General features: G+C 47.5%; 21 protein-coding genes. 11 read left to right on the top strand and 10 right to left on the bottom strand.

The window, feature by feature from the left end; all coding sequences use genetic code 11:
- Position 1 precedes the first annotated feature (1 nt).
- The 4 genes from bcsA to ACXAFQ_RS11035 are packed head-to-tail and all read left to right on the top strand — an operon-like array spanning position 2 to position 7,833.
- Entirely contained in the window at positions 2-2,209 is a 2,208-nt protein-coding gene (bcsA, locus tag ACXAFQ_RS11050) for a UDP-forming cellulose synthase catalytic subunit (protein ID WP_474821644.1), read from the top strand.
- The gene (locus ACXAFQ_RS11045; protein WP_474821640.1) at positions 2,209-4,470 is read left to right on the top strand and encodes a cellulose biosynthesis cyclic di-GMP-binding regulatory protein BcsB; all 2,262 of its coding nucleotides are present in this window, start codon (positions 2,209-2,211) and stop codon (positions 4,468-4,470) included. Before bcsA ends, ACXAFQ_RS11045 begins: the two co-directional genes overlap by 1 nt.
- Complete coding sequence (locus ACXAFQ_RS11040; RefSeq protein WP_474821638.1) at positions 4,470-5,510, top strand: family 8 glycosyl hydrolase; 1,041 nt, start codon at positions 4,470-4,472, stop codon at positions 5,508-5,510. The genes ACXAFQ_RS11045 and ACXAFQ_RS11040 overlap by 1 nt, the downstream gene beginning before the upstream one ends.
- Positions 5,500-7,833, top strand: a complete 2,334-nt coding sequence (locus tag ACXAFQ_RS11035; RefSeq protein ID WP_474821636.1) for a cellulose synthase subunit BcsC-related outer membrane protein — start codon at positions 5,500-5,502, stop codon at positions 7,831-7,833. The genes ACXAFQ_RS11040 and ACXAFQ_RS11035 overlap by 11 nt, the downstream gene beginning before the upstream one ends.
- Here the strand turns inward: ACXAFQ_RS11035 and ACXAFQ_RS11030 are convergent.
- The 3 genes from ACXAFQ_RS11030 to ACXAFQ_RS11020 form a co-directional block, all read right to left on the bottom strand.
- A complete protein-coding gene (locus ACXAFQ_RS11030; protein ID WP_474821634.1) occupies positions 7,813-8,820 on the bottom strand; it encodes a choice-of-anchor A family protein in 1,008 nt (335 codons plus the stop codon). The two genes, ACXAFQ_RS11035 and ACXAFQ_RS11030, sit on opposite strands and share 21 nt — an antisense overlap.
- A 182-nt stretch (positions 8,821-9,002) precedes the next feature.
- A complete protein-coding gene (locus ACXAFQ_RS11025) occupies positions 9,003-9,410 on the bottom strand; it encodes an ExbD/TolR family protein (RefSeq protein WP_474821631.1) in 408 nt (135 codons plus the stop codon).
- A gap of 138 nt (positions 9,411-9,548) precedes the next feature.
- Complete coding sequence (locus tag ACXAFQ_RS11020; RefSeq protein WP_474821627.1) at positions 9,549-10,349, bottom strand: CLCA_X family protein; 801 nt, start codon at positions 10,347-10,349, stop codon at positions 9,549-9,551.
- A 266-nt stretch (positions 10,350-10,615) separates the two neighbouring features.
- On the opposite strand from ACXAFQ_RS11020, the gene ACXAFQ_RS11015 reads away from it, so the two are divergent.
- On the top strand, positions 10,616-11,812 hold the full coding sequence (locus tag ACXAFQ_RS11015) for an MFS transporter (RefSeq protein WP_474821625.1): 1,197 nt from the start codon (positions 10,616-10,618) through the stop codon (positions 11,810-11,812).
- A gap of 20 nt (positions 11,813-11,832) precedes the next feature.
- Here ACXAFQ_RS11015 and fldB read toward each other — a convergent pair whose 3' ends face one another.
- Entirely contained in the window at positions 11,833-12,375 is a 543-nt protein-coding gene (gene fldB, locus ACXAFQ_RS11010; RefSeq protein WP_474821623.1) for a flavodoxin FldB, read from the bottom strand.
- A gap of 10 nt (positions 12,376-12,385) precedes the next feature.
- A complete protein-coding gene (locus ACXAFQ_RS11005; RefSeq protein ID WP_474821621.1) occupies positions 12,386-14,251 on the bottom strand; it encodes a metallophosphoesterase family protein in 1,866 nt (621 codons plus the stop codon).
- Between the two features lie 249 nt (positions 14,252-14,500).
- Between ACXAFQ_RS11005 and ACXAFQ_RS11000 the strand changes: the two genes are divergently transcribed.
- The gene (locus ACXAFQ_RS11000) at positions 14,501-15,628 is read left to right on the top strand and encodes a hypothetical protein (RefSeq protein ID WP_474821617.1); all 1,128 of its coding nucleotides are present in this window, start codon (positions 14,501-14,503) and stop codon (positions 15,626-15,628) included.
- 183 nt (positions 15,629-15,811) lie between these two features.
- Here ACXAFQ_RS11000 and dps read toward each other — a convergent pair whose 3' ends face one another.
- Positions 15,812-16,324, bottom strand: coding sequence for a DNA starvation/stationary phase protection protein Dps (gene dps / locus ACXAFQ_RS10995; protein WP_474821613.1), 513 nt, complete (start codon positions 16,322-16,324; stop codon positions 15,812-15,814).
- A gap of 330 nt (positions 16,325-16,654) precedes the next feature.
- Positions 16,655-17,191, bottom strand: a complete 537-nt coding sequence (msrA, locus tag ACXAFQ_RS10990) for a peptide-methionine (S)-S-oxide reductase MsrA (RefSeq protein WP_474821610.1) — start codon at positions 17,189-17,191, stop codon at positions 16,655-16,657.
- A 155-nt stretch (positions 17,192-17,346) separates the two neighbouring features.
- Between msrA and ACXAFQ_RS10985 the strand changes: the two genes are divergently transcribed.
- The 3 genes from ACXAFQ_RS10985 (at position 17,347) to ACXAFQ_RS10975 (ending at position 20,147) form a co-directional block, all read left to right on the top strand.
- Positions 17,347-17,745 carry a thiol-disulfide oxidoreductase DCC family protein gene (locus ACXAFQ_RS10985; protein WP_474821607.1) on the top strand — a complete coding sequence of 133 codons (399 nt, stop codon included), beginning with the start codon at positions 17,347-17,349 and terminating at the stop codon, positions 17,743-17,745.
- On the top strand, positions 17,742-18,479 hold the full coding sequence (locus tag ACXAFQ_RS10980; RefSeq protein ID WP_474821603.1) for an SDR family NAD(P)-dependent oxidoreductase: 738 nt from the start codon (positions 17,742-17,744) through the stop codon (positions 18,477-18,479). Before ACXAFQ_RS10985 ends, ACXAFQ_RS10980 begins: the two co-directional genes overlap by 4 nt.
- A gap of 246 nt (positions 18,480-18,725) precedes the next feature.
- Positions 18,726-20,147, top strand: a complete 1,422-nt coding sequence (locus ACXAFQ_RS10975) for a sodium-dependent transporter (RefSeq protein WP_474821599.1) — start codon at positions 18,726-18,728, stop codon at positions 20,145-20,147.
- Between the two features lie 6 nt (positions 20,148-20,153).
- Here ACXAFQ_RS10975 and ACXAFQ_RS10970 read toward each other — a convergent pair whose 3' ends face one another.
- Positions 20,154-20,996 carry an NAD-dependent epimerase/dehydratase family protein gene (locus ACXAFQ_RS10970; RefSeq protein ID WP_474821595.1) on the bottom strand — a complete coding sequence of 281 codons (843 nt, stop codon included), beginning with the start codon at positions 20,994-20,996 and terminating at the stop codon, positions 20,154-20,156.
- 111 nt (positions 20,997-21,107) lie between these two features.
- Here ACXAFQ_RS10970 and ACXAFQ_RS10965 point away from each other — a divergent pair, with 111 nt between their 5' ends.
- Positions 21,108-21,239 (top strand): hypothetical protein, encoded by a 132-nt coding sequence (locus ACXAFQ_RS10965; protein ID WP_474821592.1) that lies wholly within the window; start codon positions 21,108-21,110, stop codon positions 21,237-21,239.
- 355 nt (positions 21,240-21,594) lie between these two features.
- Here ACXAFQ_RS10965 and ACXAFQ_RS10960 read toward each other — a convergent pair whose 3' ends face one another.
- Positions 21,595-22,395: a DUF2884 family protein gene (locus ACXAFQ_RS10960; RefSeq protein ID WP_070127640.1), complete on the bottom strand. Its 801-nt coding sequence runs from the start codon at positions 22,393-22,395 to the stop codon at positions 21,595-21,597.
- A gap of 335 nt (positions 22,396-22,730) precedes the next feature.
- Here ACXAFQ_RS10960 and ACXAFQ_RS10955 point away from each other — a divergent pair, with 335 nt between their 5' ends.
- A complete protein-coding gene (locus ACXAFQ_RS10955) occupies positions 22,731-22,922 on the top strand; it encodes a hypothetical protein (RefSeq protein ID WP_070127639.1) in 192 nt (63 codons plus the stop codon).
- 61 nt (positions 22,923-22,983) lie between these two features.
- Here the strand turns inward: ACXAFQ_RS10955 and ACXAFQ_RS10950 are convergent, their stop codons facing one another.
- Entirely contained in the window at positions 22,984-24,324 is a 1,341-nt protein-coding gene (locus ACXAFQ_RS10950; protein WP_474821584.1) for a mechanosensitive ion channel family protein, read from the bottom strand.

The following is a 24,324-nucleotide window of genomic DNA, read 5'->3' as shown; positions in this document are numbered from 1 at the left end:
ATTGTCTCAAGTTAGAGAAAGCGGTGTCCGTTCCTGGGGGCTCAGCCTACTATTTGTTGCCGGATTATCCTTACTCACCTTTTTATTATTGATTCCGATGGACTCCGGCTCACAATTGCTGGCGTCTATGGTGATCCTGATCATCGTTCATCTCTGCTCGCAGGAATCAAAAGCCTATCACCGCTACCAACAATGGTTTCGTATGGTGGCTATGTTTCTGGGATTAGCGCTCACAGTTCGATACCTGATGTGGCGCGGACTTTATACACTTACTGCGGTGGATTTATTTTCTCTGATAGCAGTTTGGTTGCTGTTTCTGGCAGAGATTTACGCAGGTATTACCCATATTATGGGATGCATGGTCAACGCTTTGCCTTTGAGTCGGCCTCTGAAAACCATTCGCGACTTGCCTGATAGTGCGTTACCCACTGTGGATGTACTTATTCCAACCTATAATGAAGGTGCACACCTGCTTGAGATCACCCTTCGGGCCGCGCTGATGCTTGACTACCCGGAAAGTAAGTTGGCCATACATCTGCTCGACGATGGCAGCACCGAACAGAAGATAACGCAATCAGATGCGCAGGGGTCTGCTGCCGCGAAAGCCCGCAAGGCTGAGTTAAGTGCCCTATGCGAGCGGCTTGGCGTGCACTATCACACCCGCAAACTGAACCACCATGCAAAAGCGGGCAACATCAACGACACCTTGCTCGAAACCAACGGCGAATTGGTAGTGATTCTTGATGCAGACCATGTGCCGACAAGAGATTTTCTGGATCACACCGTGCCCTGGCTGGTGGAAAACGAGAAAGTCTTTCTGGTACAAACGCCACACTTCATGGCAAATCCCGACCCTGTTGAGCGTAATTACTTTTCCGCCTTTAGCCGCATGCCATCAGAAAACGATATGTTTTACGGCACGATTCAACGTGGCCTGGATTTTTGGTCTTCGTCGTTTTTCTGTGGTTCTGCAGCGGTGCTTCGTCGCGCGCACTTAATGGAAGTCGGTGGTTTGTCGGGTGACTCCATCACCGAAGATGCTGAAACTGCGTTCGATCTGCACGCTTTAGGATATGAGTCTGTTTACGTTGATCGGCCTATGGTGAGTGGATTAGCACCAGAAACCTTCGATGCTTTTGTCACCCAGCGTATGCGTTGGGCGCAGGGAATGACACAAATTCTGCTACTCAAAAAGCCCTTCATGGAACGTCAGTTGAGTTGGCATCAGCGAATCGGTTACATGAGTTCCATTTTGTTCTGGTTGTTTCCCTTCGCGCGGATCATCTTTTTGCTCATGCCACTGGCTTACTTGGTGTTTGACCTTCAGGTGTATCACGCGTCCATGGCAGATATTTTTGCATACACCGTCCCTCACGTTATGGCCACCTACATGCTGTCGACCATGTTGTTCGGTAAAACCCGATGGCCCTTGGTATCTGAACTTTATGAAATTTTGCAGTGTATTTTTACCTTAAGAGCGCTCATGAGAGTGTTTAGAAATCCTAGGGCGCCGTCGTTTGTCGTTACGCCCAAAGGGGAGAATTTGACTCGTACCTTTATTTCGCCGTTGTCTGGGGTTTTCTATTCATTATTAATTCTGGTGACCGTTGCAATGGCGGCGGGCATACTTAAGATGATATACGAGCCGCTAACCCGGGAGCTTACAGCCGTAGTTTTGGCCTGGAATTGTTTCAACTTTATCCTGTTGATTAGCGTTTTAGGCGTGTTGGTTGAACGCAAACAGGTTCGTGAGCAGGCCAGGCTTCCTGCCAACGACGAGGTCAGTTTGGTCGATACTGCTGGCAAGGCGTGGCCCGGCCATCTCATGGATTTGTCTTTGGGCGGTGCGAGAGCACAAATTGCTGGTGATTTGAGTGCATTGCAGAATCAGGTGTTGTTGCGCACGCAACGAGAAGGCGATATTGAGCCTGTTCTTTTGCCCGCCAGTATATTAGAAGTATCACCTCAACGGCAGCAAGTACGCATTCAATTCAACCGTGACACGCAGCACATCGGGAATGTTATCCGCTTTGTATTAGGCGATAGCCGCCGTTGGCAAAGTTTTCAGCGGCGTCGAACAAGACCCATTTCTTATTGGTTTGGTGTGAAGCATGTAGTCAGCGTAAGTATCAGCCCTGCAATTCAACATTTTTATCTGCAAAGCCGCCGTTTGTGGCGGAAATTGCGAACAGCGAAGGAAGGCACTTAATGGCACAGCGATTTTTCTTTTTACTGGTTTTTATCGCTTCAGTTTTTCAGGTTCAGGCGCAACAAACCCATACGGTCAGATTATCTGAACTTTATGCCGGTGACAGCACATTGCGGCTGGAGGGCGCGATGGCAGAGTTTGACCTTTCTGTTCCGTTGGCTGGTGGCTTAGTAGTAGAAAAAGCCACGCTGGATATGCGTGCAGTGAACTCAATCGCCTTGCTCAAGCAGCGTTCGGTAATGGCTATTCGTTTCAATAACGCCACCATATTTCAACAGGCCTTAGACCCTCAATTGCCGAATTTTCGTCCGCAGGTCGATATTCCCGCTGAACTTTGGCGAGAGGGTTATAACACGCTAACCTTCGTGGTTGCTCAGCACTATGCCAATCAATGTGTCGACAATGCTGCCCCGGAATTATGGAGCGAAATTGATTTATTCCGTTCGGTGATTTCTATGACTACGCAGCCTGGAAGTGGCCCTACTGTTGTTGGTGATATCAGCGACTTGTTTAATGCCGGCATTGGTCGTCAGCAATCTGTAACACTTTATACCTCAAGCAATGTCGAGCAGGGCATTTTATCCGATGCATTGCCCGTGGTTGCACAGGCGCTGGCACTTCGTGCCGACTATCAGCAATTAGCCATTAAGCACGATATTTTAAGTGATGTCTCTGGAATTCCAGCGCCATCAGTCCCTTGGTCTGAAGAAGAGCTCGCCGAATTAGCGCGCAGTAGCCATTATCTGTCAGAGCAAGACACCGGCAAGCTTCACGTACTGGTGGGAACGGTATCATCGCTCCGGGAAAACCTTTCTGAGCAGACGTATAACAAGGTCAGTGGGGCATATTTGGGGGTTGAAACCACGCCTGCTGTCGAAATTGACGATGAAATACGCGTGCCGGCATCCCACCGGTTAATTGTGTCAGGGACCAACGGTGATCAGGTTATGCTGGCAGCAAAAGCATTGGCCCTGATGGACGATGGTCTTAACCAGGATGCTTCAGTGGTGATTGATGACGTGCGGGCGAGCAGTGATGATGCCCTGCTGAAAGCCGATACCTTGACACCCGGCGAGAGCTATTCGCTGGCCGATATGGGAGACGGTGGTGCGGAATACCGCGGGGAAACATCGACAACCAAACGCATTCAGTTCTCCTTGCCCGCCGATTTCTATGTGCCTGAAAATGCCTCGGTCACGCTGCTATTGAATTTCGCCTATGGTGCCGCGTTTGGTCAGGGGTCGATGATGAATGTGCTGATTAATGGCGAGTTGGTGCATGGTTTGCCGCTGACCAATCCTTACGGTGAGTCATTTAGCCAGTATCAGTTAAACGTGCCGGCAAGACACCTGAAGGGCGGTACCAACGCCATTGAGTTCGATGTAGCCATGCGCGCGCCTATCACTGATGTGGTGTGTGACGATGTGGTTGGTCGTCACCTGCACTTTCAGTTGCTGCCTAGCAGTCGCATAGCGTTGCCTAAAGCCGGACATGTTGCCCGTCAGCCTGATCTCACCTTATTTGCCGATGCGGCTTATCCCATGGCAACTGTTTCTGGTCAAAGCGCCGATATTTACATTACCGAAGAGGCTATGCGCGGTGCGGCGTTAACGCTTAGCGGTAAATTGGCGCAAACGGTGAATACGCTCATTCCTGATTTACATATCGTTAGCGGTGTGCCAGAAACAACCACCGACACGGCCTTCGTGCTAATGACACCGCAAACCGTTCCGGACGGTTACGCTGAACCATTCTCTGCAAATCTGGCGAACACCAAACAATGGCCGTACCGCTTACAGAACTTGCTACACAACCGACTGCGGGATGCCTCAGAAGAACGCAAACCCGGTTTTATTATGCACGGCGCAACTGTGCAACAAAGTACTCTGGGAAATATGGGCGTGCTGGTGGCGCAGAAAAATCCTCAGGGGCAACGAACCGGTACGGTATTCATGATGGCTGCTGAAAATGCCGAACTGTTAGCCGACAGAATGCAGGACTTAACTTCTCCGGCTATCTGGGGGCAATTGGCAGGTGACCTTGTTGCTTGGGACAACAGCGAGCAGCCAGAGCTGGTTATGCAGGTAGCGGATGTTTACGTGGTGGGGGAATTTGAGGATTCCTGGCTGCAAACGCGGATGTGGCTGTCGAATCATCCGTGGATTTGGCTGATGGCACTGGTCATTGTGGTTATCGTTTGTGCAGCGTTAGCCTTGCTGCTGTTGCGTCGTCGGAATAAGAAGATTCAGGAAAATTGGTAATGTTTCGCAAAGCGATTGTTGCACTGGTGATGATAGTGATGACTAACGGTTGTGCTCCGGTAAGAAAAGATAATTTTTCGGTTGCCTGGAAACATTTCAACTCGGCTTTTTATGACAATGGCCGCATTGTTGATACTGGTAATGAAAACGTGTCGCACAGTGAAGGACAGGGGTACGGCATGTTGTTCGCGGTGACTGCCGGAGATAAAGCGTATTTCGACGAAATATGGAAGTGGACAGCAGATACCTTACAGCGAGCTGATAAACTGTTTAGTTGGCGCTATGTACCTTGCGCCGCAGCAGACCGCACTTGTGTGGACGATCCCAACAATGCCTCCGATGGTGATCTGCTTATCGCCTGGTCATTACTACGGGCCGCGGACAAATGGCAGGAAGAACACTATCGTCAGTCAGCATTGGCGATTCTCGCTGCTATGCGAAGCGCAGTTGTGGTTGCCAAAAATGATTATGTACTGCTGTTGCCTGGCGAGCAGGGATTCACTTATCCCAATGGAGATGTGCAGATCAACTTATCTTATTGGATCTTTCCTGCTCTGCATGCGGCTGCTGATGCCACTGGCGATGAGAGTTGGGATGATCTCGCAGTGTCCGGTATTAGTCTGATAACCCAGGCAAATGCACAGTGGTCACTAACTCCCGATTGGCTTCGTGTTACCTCCAACGGAATTTCAATTGAAAATGTGGTGAATGCTGAGTTTGGCTTCAATGCCTGTCGTATTCCACTGCAATTAGCCTGGCAGAGTGTTGATAAATCTGTCGCTCAACCTTTTCTATCTTATTGGAACAATGGTGCTGCCCCGGCTACCCGAAATTTGGCGACGGGTGAAACTGCTGAATATGGCATGACCGCCGGCATGATTGCCGTTAATAAAGCCACGGCGGCCTTGTACCAGCAGCCACAAAATAACATCGACGGCAACAACAGCTTTGCCATTAACGATAAACTGGATTACTACTCCGCCAGTTTGGTGATGCTAAGTCTGGTTGCGTTGAAAGACGGAGGCTTTGATGAAGGCTAAGATTAGTCTTTCTTTTGCCATCGCCGTTGCGCTTGCCGCGCCAACGCCTTTTGCGTTAACAGCACCCGCATTGCTCACATCGTCTGCCCCTGATCTTACCGGTGTGTGGTACCACATCAGGCATGAACAAACTGATTTAGCCAACGCAGAATTTCAACGTCTTAAACAGAAATATCCCCAATGGACACCCGATGAAGCACTTTCTGAAGCTTTGGAAGCGCTAAATCGTCCACCTGCGTCAGCTAAGCCAATAGCGCCGCCATTGTCTGAAGCATCGGCCTCGCAGAATAAGCCTGATGAAATGTCTTTGCTGATGGGGCAATTGGCTAACATGAATGACAGCCAATGGCAGACCGTTTCCAGCGACCTCATTGATCGGGCGGAAGGCTTTGCACTGACAGAGCGTAATGACGATGCCTTGCTGTTGATGGGCTGGATAAATATGGCTCGCCAGCACTATGAGCGTGCTCGGGATCTGTTCAGTGAAGTTAGCGATAATAGCAGTAAGGCACGTAATGATGCCATCGGGGCGGCGATTGATGCGCTGGTGTTTGATGCCATCGCTCAGAATAATCGGGTGGCTCTAGAGAAGCTTTTCTCTGCATACCCTGTTCAAACCCATCCTTTACTGCGTGGTGCCGCCTGGGACGCTTTCGATAATAACGCTATGGACAAGGCCAACATGTTGTTCAGCGTGATTGATGAACGATTAGGACGGGTTTTGTCGTTAGCAGAGCTGCATCGTAACGATGAAGCATTGGAGCTGGCATGTTCCACTACACATAATCCTGAGGTCGAAAATTGGTGCAATAGTGCGCTGGCAACACAGTTAGTCACCCGCTACGAGAACGCAGATTATACTGGCAGCATCGCCGTTGCCGAACAGCTTGACGAACGGGGCGGGATGACCCCAGGACTCAATCAACTCTACGGTTGGTCATTAGCCAACGATGAACAGTTCAGTAAAGCTAGAGTGGTATTCGGTGATTTACTGAAACTGGCTCCCGACGATAAAGAGTCACAAAGCGCATTGATTCATGCGTACAACTACAATGCCGAAGCGCTTGAGCCACTGGCGGCACGATATCCTTTTGTTGCGCAATTTATTGCTTCCCAGCATGGTGAGCTGGCGTGGGGAAGAAAACAGTTTGATCTAGCCAATCGTAAAGGGATCACGCGAGCCAAAGCGACTGTCGACAGTAATTTGCAAGCTTACGTTGGCCTGACAACACGTCATCGTAACGGTTTGCGTGGCCTTGGACACCTGGATGAACAGGCCGGATACGCCGGCATGTCTACCGTTGTTGACGACATTAAAATTGATTTATCGGTTCGTCATGAGCGACTTTTCTCTGGTACTGGCGCTGAAGGTACATTCTTTGGTGGTGGCGCTGTTGGCACAACTTTTACTGGCGATACCATACAAACGGGCCAGGGCATCGAAGTGGATGTGACACGTCAGGCGAAGGATTGGACTGGTTATGCCAACCTGGGATATTTGCTGTTTGACCAGCCCGTTTCTACCCGTTTTACTGGTGCACTTGGCGGCACTTACTTTCAGCCAACCTGGCAACTCTCCATCATAGGTTATCGTCAGCGGCGCAAAGACAGCATGCTGAGTCAAACCGGCACGCATTGGCGTGGAGAGAATCCCTTTACGACCGCCTGGGGCGGAGTACTACAAACCGGTATGAAAGGACTCGGTGTGCTGACACTAAATGATCGTTGGGCGGTGTCATCCAGTTTTAACTTTGCTGCGTTAGAGGGTGAAGGGGTGAAAGATAATGGCACGTATTCGCTTCGCATGGATATGAGCCGCGACCTCTTAGATAAAATTGATAGTGAGCAATTCGATTATTTACGTGTTGGGCCTTATATCAGCTGGCAAAAATACGACCACGACCTGAGTGATTTTACATTGGGACAGGGTGGATATTTTAGCCCCCAACGTTTCGTTAGTGCTGGTGCGAGTGCAGAGTTACTTAGTGCTGAAGCGCAACAATGGCAAATTCGTAGTCGGTTAAGCATCGGTTGGTCTTCGGTGTATGAAGAAGGAGGTGCACGTTTTCCTCTAAGCCCCGAGACATTTGGTGAAGTATCACCTTCCAATCAAAAAGGGATAAGTGCTGACCTCTTCGTAGAGGGGCAGTATCAGTTTGCAAGTCACTGGTCTGTGGCGGGTTACATTAGCCGTTCTCACGCTGTGGCTTATCAGGCTACGTTTGCGGGTATTGAATTACGATGGTACGCCGCACCACGTCGCGGCGTTACCAGTGATACATTGTTTGGCTCGAAACCGGCGTTAAAGGACTTTCTTTTTTAACAACGCTTGACGAATACCCAATGCCATAAGCATTACGATAAACAGAGCGCCGCCTGGTTCATCCACATTGAAAGATAAATCACCGAAACGGTAGTCATTAATTTGCCCGGTGAATTCACCAACAGGCGAGCTCAGGCTTTTTACGATGAAATTTCCGTCTATCTGACCGTCATAAAACACGGTGTCTGCCAGTGGTGCCAGAATACTGCCTTTAAACGCAATAGCATTGAGTGAAAGTGACGTGGCGTCTACGAAATTAAACAACACGTTATTGGCGAACAAGCCATTGCTTCGATACACACCCGGTTGATTGTCACGGATTTGTGTACCATCTGCACCAAAGAAGCCGGTATTAAACAAATCAACAGTGTCACCAAATACATTAATAATATTCAGGCTGTCGGAAGCAACATTCAGATAAATACTTTTATCTGATGCTGATAACGTGTCTGCATCAATGGAGAAAACGTTGAAGTCGCTATTTCCGTTGAAGCTGATGCTCCACACATCTGTACCGTTGCCGGTAATTGCTGTTGTTGCGGTATCTGTCATTGCTCCCCACAGCGACGACGTGCTGAGCAAGTCGGCACTGACGGTGGAGAAATCAAAACTGCTATCCTGATAAAAAGTGTGGCTATTATTGGTTTGGTCTTCATTGTACAAGCCAACAGAGGCGTCGATGTCAATATTGCCACCGGCAACAGCATCGCCGTTATAAATCCTCGCGTCCCGCAGGTACACGTCACCGCCGACAGTAAGAATATTCTGGCCATTGTCTGCTGACTGTAAACCAACGCTGTAATCCTGAGCGGATAAATTCCCTCCCACAGCAAGCTGACCTTCAACATCAGAATGTTCCGCAGTCATGTCTTCAATGACATAGGCATTAAAGTTAAATGCTTCGTTTAAATACAAAGGAGAAGCGTAAGAAAGAGGACTACAGAACAGCAACCCGATAGCGAGATGTTTTAAACGCAGATTGATCATGAAGACTCCGCAGGTTAGAAGAACATGCTGACCAGTTAACGACGCCTGGTGATGAATTAATCAAAAATGAGAATTTATTGTACGTTAATCAGGCGAATAACAAAAGGATTCGGTTTATGTGGCTTAGAAACAAAAAACGCGGCAAGCGCCGCGTTTCATAATAGAAAAGAAGTATTGCTGACTTAAGAGTCTTTTACCAGAACAGATACTTTATCGATACCTGCAATTTTGACCTGGTTCATTACTTCAACAACGAGACCATGCTCGGTGTCTTTGTCTGCTTGAATTGCAGCTGAATCTGTGTTGTTTTCAGCCAGGAACGTTTGCGCGTTTGCAACAACACGACGTACGTCAACTTCACGTCCACCCATAGTAATAACGCCGTTTGCATCAATACGAATAGACAGCGATTTTGATGGCTGATTGTTGTTAGACTGATTTTCATCAGGACGGTTAACGTCCAGACCTTTCTCTTTAACGAAAGAGGTGGTTACAATGAAGAAGATCAACATGATGAACACGATGTCCAACATGGGGGTCATGTCAATCTGAGCCTCGTCATCGCCACTGGTATGCTTTTTTCTTTTCATCTCGTAATCATTCTTCTCTTTAAGTTCGAGCACCCTAGTATACTGTTTGTTACAAAAACTGGTAGTGTTTTGTAATAAACAGACACCATTCCTAACACTTGTTGATGGCTTTTTAGCCAAAATCATCACTGTATATTGTTATTGCGATGATTTTTTGGTCAGGGCAACCCCCAACTGGTAAAAATACAACATTAACGAATCATTAAGCTGTTGTCTCAAATTACCATGAGGATAAATCCCAAGTCTAGCCTCAGCTGACTTTTTTGTACCCTGCACCAGAAATGCATTCTTCAGGGGATTGTCCTGAATGCAAGCTTCAAAAGCCCGCGCTGCCATTTCTTGTGGCATTGCATAGTAATACATTTTTAACGCGCGATCAGCCTCTATTGATCGCAAAAGGTAATCATTAGGCGAATTTTGATCGTTCAGAAACATAAGTTGAAAACACTCGCATAGCTTGCTGTTCAAGGCATGTGGGCGAATTGAGGCGTTGTCGAGCCAGGCTTTAGAAGCAAATGGTCCGCTCGGTAGATCATCGAAAACATGAGATGCAATATAGTGATCAAAGGCATGAAACCACTCATGGGCCAGCGCGCCTCCGCCGGCATTCTTAGCCAGTGCCAGTTGGCGTTTAGCGCTGTTATAGTGCGCGCTGGCGTGCTTTTGACCACCGCTGCCAAAAGCCAGCGACAAAGACCCATTGAGTGAGATCACCTGTTCGTTGATCTGTAATATTTCGATCAGATCGTAAAGTGCATCGAAAAACAAATTTGCTGCCAGTTGCTGTTCTTGAGCGGTAACCCATTTCCCAATGGTGATACTGGAAAAATTAAACAGTTTACGGATATCGTTGAAGCTAACATCGGCCCCATCCCGGTGAGAGGGACCATTGCGATAAAACTCTCTATGGAGTCTGGAAGTAGATTCTGTTTGTGCCATAACCCATTTGCTAAGTGGTGGTCGAAATAAATATCAGGCCACTTGTGGACGTAAATTCACGCTGATGCGGCAATGGTATCGGCTTTTACCCCTGATAGCGATTTTCTTATCTGAAAAGAAATGTGTGTCTTTACTGGCGCAGAAAACTGTAGTTTAGCGATAGCGTATGTGCGTTCCCCGCACAGATAAAACACTTCATTCGGTTCAACCGTAGCCAAAACAGTTACATCGCCATAAATCTTCTTCTTTTGAACAGGCTCTTTTTCATGACGCAAAGTAATAGTTCCCCTCACAATTCCTGGCTGGCATTTGTTATTGCCGCCGCAACTTTCTTTTTCACTATGGCAGGAACCACGCTGCCCACACCTCTGTACCCGATTTATACAGACCAGATGCAGCTGTCTCAGCTGATGATCACAACAATATTTGCAGTCTATGCCGCAGGGGTCATCGCGGCACTTGTGATATCGGGGTCATGGTCAGATCAAATTGGTAGAAAGCCGGTACTTTATGCCGGGATAATTTTCTCCATCCTTAGTGACGTGTTGTTTTGTCTGGCTGATGATGTCTCGCTGGTTCTGATCGCAAGAGTTGTGTCAGGACTATCCGCAGGATTGTTTGCAAGCGCTGCCACGGCTGCGGTGATTGAGCTTGCTCCAAAAGGATTTCAGCGCGCCGGCGTACTTACTGCTACGGCTGCAAACATGGGCGGGCTTGGATTAGGCCCTATATTGGCTGGTGCAATAGCCGTTGCTTTACCACAACCTTTGCTGATGCCTTATCTTGCACATTCGGGTTTAATGATAATTTGCGGACTGCTTTTTCTGCGTGTTCCTGAAAATGTGAAGCGTAGTGAAAATGTAGACTTATCACCCAGAAAACCTGCTTATCCAAAGGAGGTGCGGAAAGTTTTTCCTCCAGCAGCGATTGCGGCAGTGGCTGGCTTCATGGTGTGTGGATTTTATTCCGCAATTATCCCTAATTTTCTGCAGACTGAACTGCATTTATCTAACCATTTGCTAGTAGGCAGTGTAACCGGATTTATGTTTATTATGTCGGCAGTAGGGCAAACAGTGGTCGATAAAATCCCACAGACGTACCGACAGGTTATTGGTTGTGCGGTCTTGTCAGTGGGAACGGCTATCATCTGTGGGGCTTTCTGGACATCCGGACTGGTATTGCTGTTAACCGGTACGACTGTGGCTGGGTTCGGGCACGGCCTGGCGTTTAAAAGTGGATTAAGTGAAATAGGTGCGAAAGCGCCAGACGATAAAGCGGCTGCAACAATATCCAGTTACTTTATTATTAGCTATATCTCCATTTCTGTGCCGGTAATCCTGGTCGGCCTTATCCATTTAAAATACGCACTGAAACCGGTAAGTATTGGCTTTGCAGGATTGGCCGTTGTGCTGTGTTTACTGGCAATGCTGATGATCTTAAAACGGCAGCAGGCAGACCGTTAACCCACCCGATAAAGCGTCATTCATTCGCTGGCCAGCTCATCAAGTAACTGATGACACCAGCGATTGATGCGTTGCTCTGACAAATCATACTGATTTTCATCGTCCAGGCTTAAGCCTACAAATTGTGATTTATCTTCGGTAAGCCCTTTAGATTCAGCAAATTCGTAGCCTTCATTAGGCCAGTATCCAATGAATCTGCAACCTGAGCCCGATAATGCTTCATGCAGCATGCCCAGGGCATCCTGAAACCAGTCGGCATAGCCGTACTGATCGCCTAAACCGTAAAGTGCAACGGTTTTGCCCTGCAAATTCAGTTTGTAAACATCTTCCCAACTGGACTCCCAATCTTCCTGTAACTCACCAAAGTCCCAGGTTGAGATACCAAAAATGAGAATATCAAAATTTTCAGCCTGACTGAGTGCAGTATCTTTGATGTTGAAAACGCTGACTACCGGAGCATCAAAAATCTCATTTAACTGTGCTTCGATTTTCTCTGCGGCCATTTCTGTATAACAGGTGGTGGAGCCATAGAACAAACCGATAGACAGGGCTGAATCACTCATTGCTTTACCTCTAATCCTCTTTTCGGGGCGGGAATTCTACCGTATCGCCATTACTACACAATGCTTTGCACACTACAGTGGTGTCGTTCTCGTGTAAAACAAGTTGTCCGATCGCAGATTGATTAAGCAGTGTTTTGCCGTGCAAGCCTGCGGGGGGACGGGAGCGCACCGACATATTCCGTCGCCGGGTAAAGATGTTGAGTGGCGACTTGTGTCCATAAAGCCAGCGGTTGATGCGTTCCAGCCAGCTTAATAAGCCGTCAGGAAAGGCGTTCTTAATGCCACTACACGTGAATTGGGTAATATGCGGGCTGTTACGTTGAAAACGCAGGCGCACATCGTATACAAATGAATAATGCACATCGCCGGAAAGGATGATGAATTCAGGCGGCGTACGATAATGGCGAAAAATGTTCAAAATGACATTCGCGGTGCCTTTGTGCGCCATCCAGTTTTCAGCATCTACGGTGAGCGCTTTGCCGAAAAAAGTGAAAACTTTCTGAATCGCCTCTATGGCTTTTACCCCGTAAATGGGCGCTGCCGACACCACAATCACCGCTTCTTTGCCAATGAGTGCTTGCTGAAATTCACACAGCATTTCCCAGTCCATCAGGCCACTGGGCTTATTCAAACTGGACTCCGAGCGCCAGCGTTGGGTGCGGGTATCCATGACATAAACCGGAGGCGATGTCTCAAGGGTATAGTGCCATTCGCTGAAATCGAACAATGTGTTGATGAAACTATCATGTTGCTCAATGCCCTTGGCAGTAAATACCTCACCGGCTTCCTCTGCCACAGCTCTGAATTTATCCGGCTGGTTGCCCCAGCCCTGACAAAGCCAATAGCCCATTAACGCATTACCTACCATCCGTCGAGATAGCGGATGTCCATATACTTCCTCTTCCCAACCCCGGGTAAGATTCCAGTCGTCTGTGACGTCATGGTCATCAAAAATCATGTACACAGGTATGTGCGCCATAGCGCGGCGTATTTGCGGAAGTGTTTCGATAAAGCCGTCTAAAACTTGTTGTTCCTGATCAAACTGAGCGCGAAAGGCTTCCTGAATTTGATTGCTACGAATGGTGGCGCGTCGCCACATTACCGGTGACCAAACCAGAAGGTACATGGCAAAAATTTCGGCGAAAGTGATGAGGTGATTCTTGGCGTTTACCGATGTGAACACCGGCTTTTTCTTGGCACCAAAAAACAGTTTCGACAACGCGGTGTTCATGGCAATTTTGGGCAGCAGGTCGTCACGACGATAGAAATTCAACTCATGATCTGGCAGTTCATCACTGTGAGAAACCACGGCCCCCTCTAAGGCTTCACCAAAAAGCCCGAGTTCTGCGATAACTTGCTGAATAGCCATTAGCATGGGCCCGGCTACATCATCGCTATAAACCTGATCGCCGGTGAGCAACAGCATGTCTGGCCGTTGTGCATTTCCATCAAACTCAGATTGAATAAGGTCGTGAACCCGAATCAGCGCATCGGTTTCATGATGATGGGGTTTTCGGCAAGAGCCATGCAGGACATTGGTGAGCGTTGATTGCCAGACAAAACTCAGTGATTGCTGTTGTGCAAATAGCAGTTCTTCACACTCGTTGCGCCATTCACCGTTAAGCGCATCGTTGTTGAATTCGAGCCCATAGTGGTAGCGTGTTGCTTCTTCAAGTCCGTCTTCGACACTCACTTCAAGTAATGTAACAAAAGCGTGTTTGCCCGCTTGAATGGTGTGTGATTGAGTGGGCGTACCTTCGCCATTCAACGTAACGTTAATCGCGGTGCGTTCGCGGGTAACTAACCACAATACAAAACCATTCTGATGAGTATGACGTAAAAGTGGTCCGGCGATCACCAGTGGCAGTGACGACATAGCGGGAAGAAGCTCCTGTGAATAGAGTAAAAGTACTTTCAGCAACGTATGTTACCGTATCTTGTAGCATTTGGACCATTGCTTGTGTTTCGTATTGTTGCTGACACAACCGCGGATTTTATATCATGGTGCACAATAAGTGCCGTGAGCGCCGGTTGAATGTCAGCGACTTATGCACTACGCGCACTATGTGTTCAGCGATTTCGCCACTGCTGACGTAGAAAAACTGCAGAATACCAAGGAAACATCATGACTAAGATTTCAGGTGCTACAGGCGTTGCCGTATTGCTGTTAACAGCATGCAGCGAGCAACCGCCGATGATTGAGCCTGAGCAAAAACCGGTATCGTTGAAAGTTGCGGGTAACTGGATAAAAGGCGGTAATGATGAGGTGATGACAGACCCTCAAACTTCGGGTTTAACCGTTTTCGAAGATAAATTGGTCACACTTTCTGATGCCAGTGCTAATGCGGAATTGCAACGCCGATTGCATTTTATCAACCCTGAATCATCAACGGTGGAAAGTGAATCAGAAAAGATGCGCTTAGGTACCGTGGTGCGTCGCAGTTGCTTTGCCGGCTATTTGGCAGATGAGCCGGACCTGGAAGCGCTTGTTGCTGACCCCATTCAGCCCGGCGTGTTTTATACCGTAACGGAAGATGCCACGAGAACAGGCGCGCTTTCGACCCGTTGTCAGAAACGCTACCAGAATTCAGGCTCTACAGATTACCCCTCGCTACTTGTGCGACTTGAGCAAAATGAATTTGGCACCACCATGACCGGCGTCAGACCACTCCAATTTGCAATAGAACTTGGTGTGGGTGATTACCCTAATGATGGTATAGAGGGGCTCGCGATGGGGCCAAATAACCAGCTTTATTTGGGATTAGAGAAAGACGCAAATGGCCAGCCACGGGTATTTTCCCTTACATTCACTGATGCGTTTTGGAAAACCACTGATTATGCCTCGGTGTTAGACCCCGGGCTAAACTTGCCTCAATTTGATAGCGGAAATCACCCTGTAAATGGCATGACGTATTACACAACAGATTCTGGAGAAGGCTACCTGTTGGCAGCGGCCAGAAATGACAATGAACTATGGGTTATTTCTACGGCTGCAGACAAAGCCGCGAAGCGTGTGGCGCTGAGTTTTATCGCTCCCGCTGACAATGGTGTAGAAGGGTGTGGGGCTACGGAGATTATGGACAACGCCTCAATTGAAGGAATCGCGGTACTGGCAGACACGCTGTGGATGATTAATGATCCGTGGAAAGAAAATTATCTGAAGAACATTCGCTGTGAATCAAATCGGGAAAATTATGAATCCATGGCGCCATTGTTGTTCTCCACGCCAATTAATCCACAATGGTTTGAATAATCGTCAAATTCAGTACTGTTTAGGTTTCCCGTTAAAGGTAACTGCTGCTACATAAAATAAAAAAAGCCATTACCGCGAGGTAATGGCTTTTAAACAAAATCCAATCTGTTCGCCCTTCACTGGGCGCCCATTTTTTGCCAGTTTAGTAATACTGTAATTCAATATTACCTCACTTGAAGAATGTTACTGGCTAAGGTCGCCGTTTGCTGACTCGAGGTGAGCACGGACAAACCACTGATATTGTTCCAGGTCGGCTAACTGACCCGTCACCATATCTTCTGAAACAGCATCAAGTTCTTCAAGTTTCTCGATAGCGGCACGGTGATCGGCGTTTACACCGTTGTACACTTTATCCAGCGCAGCTAAGTGATTCATCACCAGGTCTTTACCCAGTTTATAGTCATCCCAAGAACGCTTACTTACGATAGCTTGCGGCGTACCTTCTGGCACACCACCCAAGGTAGCGATACGCTCAGCAATGGTATCTGTCATGTCGCGAACGCCATCTACTTGTGGGTCCAGCATTTCGTGTACGCCAATGAAGTTAGGGCCAACCACGTTCCAATGGATATGCTTTAGAGTCAGTTGCAGGTCGAGTAGGGCTACCAGGCGCTGTTGTAAAACGGCAATAGCCTGCTCAGCAGATTCATTCTTCATACCCGGTGCAGTAAATGTAGCGACGTTACTTGTGCTCATAAAATTCTCCAGTTCATAAATGATGACTGCGCCACCCGTGTGGTCCGTGCAGTCTTGAAAGTTACTAGAAATATTGCAAAGGGTATACCGCACTGCACGTTAATTCGCTGAAGCCCTTTTATAGCGCTGGCTGCGAGAAGAATGAATGATTTGTAATGTCTTTTTCGTACTTGAAAAAGCGCGTTGCGCCGCTGTGACTGTGTAAATAGTGCAAACAAAAAACCACCGGTTCAGACGATTTTACACACAATAATTGGGGGTGATTAAATCGTAAGAAAACCGGTGGTTTTATCGACGTGTATGAACCACGTCAAAAATCATAACTATTAATTAGCGTAGGCGCTCAGCAAAGGTTTTTTTGAATTTCGCCAGCTTGGGCGCCACCACCATTGCGCAATATTGATTTTGCGGATTATTCTTAAAATAATTCTGATGGTAATCTTCAGCTGGGTAGTAGTTGTTAATTTCAGTGACTTCGGTAACAACTGGATCTGGCCAAATTTGCTCTTCATTGATTTCAGTAATGATCTTCAGCGCTTCAAGTTTCTGCGCTTCTGAATGGAAGAAAATCGCACTGCGATACTGAGGTCCCACATCGTTGCCTTGTCTGTCTACCTGAGTGGGATTATGCAAGGCAAAGAAAATTTCCAGAATTTCTCGGTAACTGATTTTGTCTTTATCAAACTCAACGCGAACCACTTCTGCGTGCCCTGTATCTTTTTTGCACACCGCTTCATAGCTTGGGTTTTCGACGTGACCGCCGGCATAACCGGAAATGGCACTTTCCACACCGTCAACACTATTAAAAGCCGATTCAATACACCAGAAGCAACCGCCGCCGAGGGTTGCTGTTTCAATGGACGCCATTCTAAGCTCCTGTAAGATTTCAATTGCTATAATGTGGTTACTATCGTTCTCAACTTCAACCTATTGTTACGGTTTTTTAATCCCCCGCAAAGGCAGGCCCGTTTAAACTAATCGTAATTCATCTACCCTGGGTTTCCGGGAAGCGGAGGAACTGCATGATTATTTTCTACGATAGTTATTGTCCATTATGCTGCGCTGAAATGGCGCACCTGAAGAAACGAGACCACCATAACCGTATTGAGCTGGTTGATATCAATCAGCCTGGTTTCACAGAACGCTACCCATCATTAGACTGGCAAGCGCTTAATAATCGTATTCATGCACAACGAGACAATGGTGAGTTTGTCACAGGTTTAGATGCAACCCATGCCGTTTGGCAGGCCGTTGGCAAAGGCTGGTTGTACGCCCCATTGCGTTGGCCGATTATTAGACCCATTGCCGATATGGGCTATAACTGGTTTGCTAAACATCGTTACACCATTTCATATCTACTGACAGGCAAACGACGAACCTGCGACAGCGGCTCCTGCCATCTTCCAGAGGATTCGAAATGACAATGGCTCATATGGTAATAGGTGCAGGCGGCGCCATTGGTCAGGCCCTCACTGCGGCGCTTGCTTCCCGTTTTCCTGAAGACACAATACACGCAGTGGCTCGCCATGCCTCTGTCACCCCTGAGACTGCACAAAATGTGCGGGCCATCACGATGGATACCGGTGACGATAAAGCTGTTGGTACGTGGTTACAAGAATTGAAATCCCAAGGCGTGCAATTTCAACGAGTGGTATGCACCGTTGGTGTATTGCACGGCGACGTCGACGGGGTAAATTTACAGCCAGAGAAAAAGCTGGAAGATTTATCTGCCGACAAACTCATGGCCTACTTTGCGGTAAATACCATTATTCCCACCCTTTGGGTGAAAAATCTGGTGGGATGCATGGCAGATGAGCATAGCTCGATAACCTGTCTGAGTGCACGGGTTGGCAGCATATCGGACAATCAGCTCGGCGGTTGGTATGGCTATCGGGCCTCCAAGGCCGCGTTAAACATGATGCTAAAAACAGCTGCCGTGGAATATGCCAGACGTAGTAAGGGCACTGCACTGGTTAGCTATCATCCCGGCACCGTCGATAGTGGGTTATCTCAACCTTTCCAAGCCAATGTCCCCAAAGGCAAACTGTTTACCCCTCAATTTACCGCAGAGCAATTAATGGCGTTTCTCGATAACGTCACGCCCGCTCACTCTCCCTACTTTACAGATTGGCAACATAAGCCTATCGACTGGTAGCGTAAATATTCGCCACACCCCGCGTAAACAGGCCATTCCAGCTGACTGATGCGAGACTTTACACAGGGACGCTGATACTATTCGCCGTTACTGTTTGCGAACTTGCCAAAAACTTGCGAGTGTAAGCAGTGTGGGGAAGGTGAGGCCATAAAATTATTAAAAACGGCCGTAACACGTGTGGTAAACAAAACAACACAAAAAATCATCACCACCCGATTATAACAATAAGTGAAGAGGAAAGATGATATGAGCGGGGCGAGAGAACAGTTCGGATCGCGCATCGGATTTATTCTGGCAGCAGCCGGATCGGCAGTCGGTATTGGTAACCTGGTTGGGTTTCCTGTTGGCGCTGCTAAAAACGGTGGCGGCGCGTTTTTATTGATGTACGCCATTTTTGTTGTGGCGATCTGCTTACCTGTCATGTTGGCAGAAATGTCGGTTGGGCGTCATGCCAAGAAAGACCCTCTGGGGGCGTATCGTGTCATCAGCGGGAATTCGACGGGCTGGAAACTCGCGGGTTGGTTATCCGTTATCACGCCATTCATGATTGCCGTGTTTTATTTGGTTATTACGGTATGGATTTTTGGTTATCTGTACGAGATTGTCACCGGCGATTTAGCGGTGCTCGCCGAACCTGAAACGTTCGGTAACTTTATTAAAAGCGAGAGAATTTTTATTTACATGGCCGGCGTATTGGCGGTGGTGTATCTGATCCTGCAAGGCGGGGTGAAAGACGGTATCGAGAAAGCCGCGAAAGTACTCATGCCCACGCTATTTGCCATGCTGGTGGCATTGGTGATATTCGTTTTAACTCAAGATAACGCCATGAAGGGTGTTGAGTTCTACCTTATCCCAGATTTCGACAAAATTAACGCTGGCGTGATAAACGGTGCGCTCTCCCAGGCATTCTTCTCGCTGTCATTGGGTATGGGTATCATGATTACCTACGGCAGCTACATTGATAATCGTTCCGATGTTCCGGGCTCAGCAAAGCTGGTGGCACTTACCGACACGGCGGTCGCTTTTATTGCCGGTCTGATGATTCTCCCTGCAATTTTCTCTTTCGACCCGAATACCGATCCTAGCCAATTGAGCGAATCGTCTATCGGCATGATATTCAGCTTCCTGCCGCAAATTTTCCTCGCACTGCAAGATTCGTTCGGTTACACCGGCGCGAGTATCGTGGCAGCCGTGTTCTTCCTGCAGGTGTTCTTCGCCGCTATTACATCACTGGTTTCTATTTTTGAAGTGCCAGTGGCGGCGCTGATGGACGAGAAGGACATGGGGCGGAAGAAAGCCCTGTTCATTCTTGGCCTCATGATGGTGATACTGGCAGTGCTGTCGGCGTTATCGTTTGGTTATAACGCATTCTTGTCGAGTTTTGTGAGTTATGCGGGACAGAGTAAGTCATTTTTTGATGTGATTTACGATGTGTTTTACGACACTATTCTGCCGTTGAACGGTTTCTTAATTTGTATCTTCGTGATTTACAAATGGAAGAAAGTGAATTTTAATAAGGCGTTGGATGAAGGCGCTGAAAATTACAAAGGTAGCTTCTTCGAGAAGTATGTGGATTTTTCAGTAGGTACGTTCATTCCGGTTATCCTACTGGCAGTATTCATCAATACCGTTGCCTTGAAATACTTCGGCCACAGCCTTTTCTTTTAAGGCTGGTTAAAGCATATCGTAGGGGCTGGCAAACTTCGGTTTCAGCCCCAGCATGTTCCAGTACATCTCACTCAGAATTTTTTTACCACCCGTACCTTTGCTGCCATTTGCAGTAAATACCGGCGCTTCCAAACCCAGTTTTTCACACGCCCAGGTGTAATACTCGTCACGACGAGGGTGGTTAATAGCGCATAGTTGCATGAGGGCGCCGGGCTGGTTCGAACCGCACGCTAAAATGGCGTGAAGGGCGCACACCACATCATCAATATGTACCAGGTTTATCGCTTGCTCACCTTTGTTCAGTTCCTTTCCTGCCAGGTACTTGGCAGGGTGCCGGTCTGGGCCAACCAGGCCTGACAATCGCAGTACATGAATATTGGGTCTTTCCATTTCAATCAGAAACTTCTCCAGTTCACAGTGAGCCTTACCTGAGTCGGTAACGGGAGATACCGCCGCAGTCGTGTCCAGTTCTCCCTCGGCATCGCCAAAAACCGATGTGGTACTTATAAAAATAAGCTTATTGGCCCCCGCGTTCAAAAGACTGCTCATGAGTTGCTTCATATTGGTAACAAAAGATTCGTCCAACTTTTTCTTGCGGCCAGGCGGAATATTCAGGATCACGGCGTTGTTACCACTTTGCGTCGCCAGTTCCAGTGGATCATCTCCGAGAGAAAAGAGAAAGGGCGACACGCCAAGATCTCTGAGTTCAGGGACGTTATTTTCAGAGCGGGTTGTACCGAGTATTTTCATAGCAGATGCCGAACGGGCAAAGTGTTTACCCAACCACCCACAGCCACACAGGGTGATGCCGGACTGTGGTGCGTTTTGTGATGCAGATGCCTGTGACATTATTCAACTCGCTCAATGGTGAAAATGGAGACTACATTAAAACCGTCTTGCCCGATAATTTCTAGCATGATCGCGTTTGTGTGTTTGTTTCTGCTTTCACTACCAGTATCTGTGAAACAGAAAACGCCGCTTCGCAATACCAAACAAGCTAGCCTGTACGATGCCGGTACCTCAGAAGCCGAGGCGCTAACTGTGCTGACAAACAGCCCATTGGAGATCGCCAATCCAGTAAAAGAGTGCTGAGTGGTGTTAGCTGATCCTCACATTAAACACATTGTAAGGTGATTAAAAACGGTATATTTTTTAATCATGCAGCATTTCGAATTTGATGAACAAAAAGCCAACCTAATCTCATAAAGCACTGGCCGTTTTCTCTGATAAGCATCACCATTTTTGCGAGTTAAACGGCTTACCTATCGGCGACATAATTGAATTTCCTGGGGTAATTAAGTTGGCTGAGGCTTCAGACCCCGAAGGTAATAAGGTATCGTTTGTACAAGACATTTCGCAGTAATTGTCAGTGCATCCAGCAATGGTAAATATCGGCAGCATACAAACGCATTAAATCGTTCGCAGGCTGCCTGGCCAAAAATAACCACTACATCAGCATTTCTTCACCGCGTTCGATGGTCAGCATGTTCAGGCTTTCGAGGCCAGGAATATGCTTCTGCATTTTGTTTTCTGCGTAGTCTGCTTTTTTCAGTATTTCACACAGTTCGTCTGCACGGGCCTCGATGGCAGAAGACTTGGCTTCAACCCGTTGCTCGAAGTCTTCTTCCCAATTTTCCATATGCTGTTCGAATTCTTCAAAATCGTCGTCGCCTGCCAGCATGGCCTTACCTACAGCGATGAGTAGACGACCCGTTGAGTTAGCGATGATATCTTCCACTTTTTCTTCGTACTTGTCTTCCCAGCGCTCAGAAACCCAACCGTTATCGTCGAAATCTTCACTGGAAATGCGCATTTCTCCGTCTTCGTCATAGAAGTGAGTGTTCATTTCGGTGCGCAGGTCGGTAAACATTTCATCCAGATCTTCAACAAGTCCGTTATCTGCTCCCAGTAATTCGCCGAATGCCTCATTGATGGCGCCGCCAGCTAACTCCAAGGCATCGTAGGTGATGTTCAGGGTCATCGGTACGGCCATTTCAATTTGCTGATAATAACTGGTGACATATTGTTGCTGGCTGTTGTTCAGAGAAACCGTTTGACCATTCAGCGAAAGGTGATGGGCTGGGGTAATGACAATTTCTTGATCGTCAGGCGTGTTCAGTGTTAATACGCCTTTTTGCCAGCTCACGTCGCCCTGCATGCTGATATCGCAGCTGCCTGCCCCGATATCGGCAAACGCCGGGGTTGTAGTTAATGCAGTGGCAATGGCAATAGCAGCAAGTTTCTTCATGATGTCATCCTTTAAAATGTATATGGTGCCGTGAGGCTATTGGTTTTACTGTGTGTTTCGCTTTAGATAGCAATGCTGAGGCCAATTTTAATTTTCATTTTAATTCAGTTGTTTAGGATGTTTTTATCGGACTGAATAGGTTATTCGTTAACTGAGAATTAGTGAAATGACGAACTAATTAGCGTAATTGACCAAGATCAAATAACCGGGTTAGCAATGCATTTAGATTACGCAATAAGTAAAATTTGATGCATAATAAGTGTTCAGTTTATGCCTTTCGTTAATGCTCTGAACAGCGCAGAGTTGTAACGAAATGAATCTAAGGGTTTGAGAATATGAGCGAGTGGATTACAGCAGTAGGTTTCGGTGCATGTGTGATGGCATTTGCACTGGGTTTAGCCAGCATCATCATGGGCTTTATGACAGCCAAAGCCGGTGCTGAGGGCATGCAGGAAAAAGTGGAGTATGGCTTTTTTGGCGTATCTGGACTGGTGGTCTGTGTATTGATGGCTTACGCCATACTCTGAATATTTCGCATATCAAAAACGGCGCAGAAAGCGCCGTTTTTTGTATCTGACAGTTAGCAAATTATCGTTCGCTACTTTTTTCTGTTTCATTGCCCGATTCTGTCACATCGGCTTTGTGTTGAATGCCCGGATGGGGCGCATTAGCGAACGGGTCCCAGTTCATTAAGTGGCTATCGCGTTGGTAAGCGCGCAATCCGAACATGGGCATCATAGCCAGAATGTGGTCGAAAATATCAGCCTGAACTTTCTCATACTGCACCCACTCTTTCTTGCTACTGAAACAATAGATTTCCAGTGGTAATCCCAGTTCGTTCGGTGGCAGTTGGCGAACCATCAGGTAAAGCGACTGATTAATGTCTTTGTGCTTTTTCAGGTACGATTCAAGATAGGCCCTGAACGTCCCGATATTCGTCATACTGCGTTTGTTCAATAAATCGGTTTCATCGATGGAACTGTCTTTGTGATATGCCTGCAACTCACTGACCTTGTTGTCGATATACTCAGTGATATAACGAATATGGCGAAATCGATCCAGCATGTCTGCATCGCACAGTTTTACCGAATGAATATCGATATACACCGCGCGTTTGATGCGTCTACCGCCAGACTCCTGCATGCCACGCCAGTTTTTTACCGCTTCTGTGGTCAGTGAATAACTTGGTAATGTGGAAATGGTCTTATCCCAGTTCTGAACCTTCACGTTTGTCAGACCAATTTCAAGGATCTCACCGTCTACTTCAAACTTGGTAATTTGAATCCAGTCTCCGGTATTAAACATACGGTTGGCAGCGATTTGGATCCCCGCTACAAACCCTAAAATGGTATCGCGGAAAATCAATAGCAACACCGCAGCCAGTGCGGTTAAGCCTGACATGATGATGAGCGGGCTTTTGTTCACCACCAGTGAAATACACAGTAAAAGCACAATCACTGAAAAAGCGAGTTTAGCAACTTGAATAAAACCGGTGATGGAAGCGCGCTTCGCCAGGTAAGACGCGTTGTAGACGTCTTGCACGGTATTTAATAAAGCAAAAATACCGAGTAGGGCGGTGAGCATCATGTAAAGCAGAGAAGCTTTAAGCATGAAGCCGTATATCAGATTGTCTTCGTTTATCAGTACGGGGGTGAGCAAAAAGATGACCAGTGCGGGCACCAGGTGAGTTAGTCGCCGGAAGAAACCGTGGCTGTACAGTGCGTCATCCCAACTGTTGCGGCTTTTCTTTACCAACATCGCCACCTGCACTTTCAGGATCACGCGACTGATCACATAGAACGTGAGAGCGACTAAGAATATCGCAATGATACCAAGACTGTTGTAGAGAATCGTGTCTGTGGTGAGGTCGGGAAAAATGTCCTTAACAGTATGGACGAAGATCTCTCTGATCGAAGATGCAATTTGCAC

The organism is Alteromonas sp. ABH2_165 (assembly GCF_056159945.1).
This window is presented reverse-complemented; position numbering and strand designations above follow the sequence as displayed.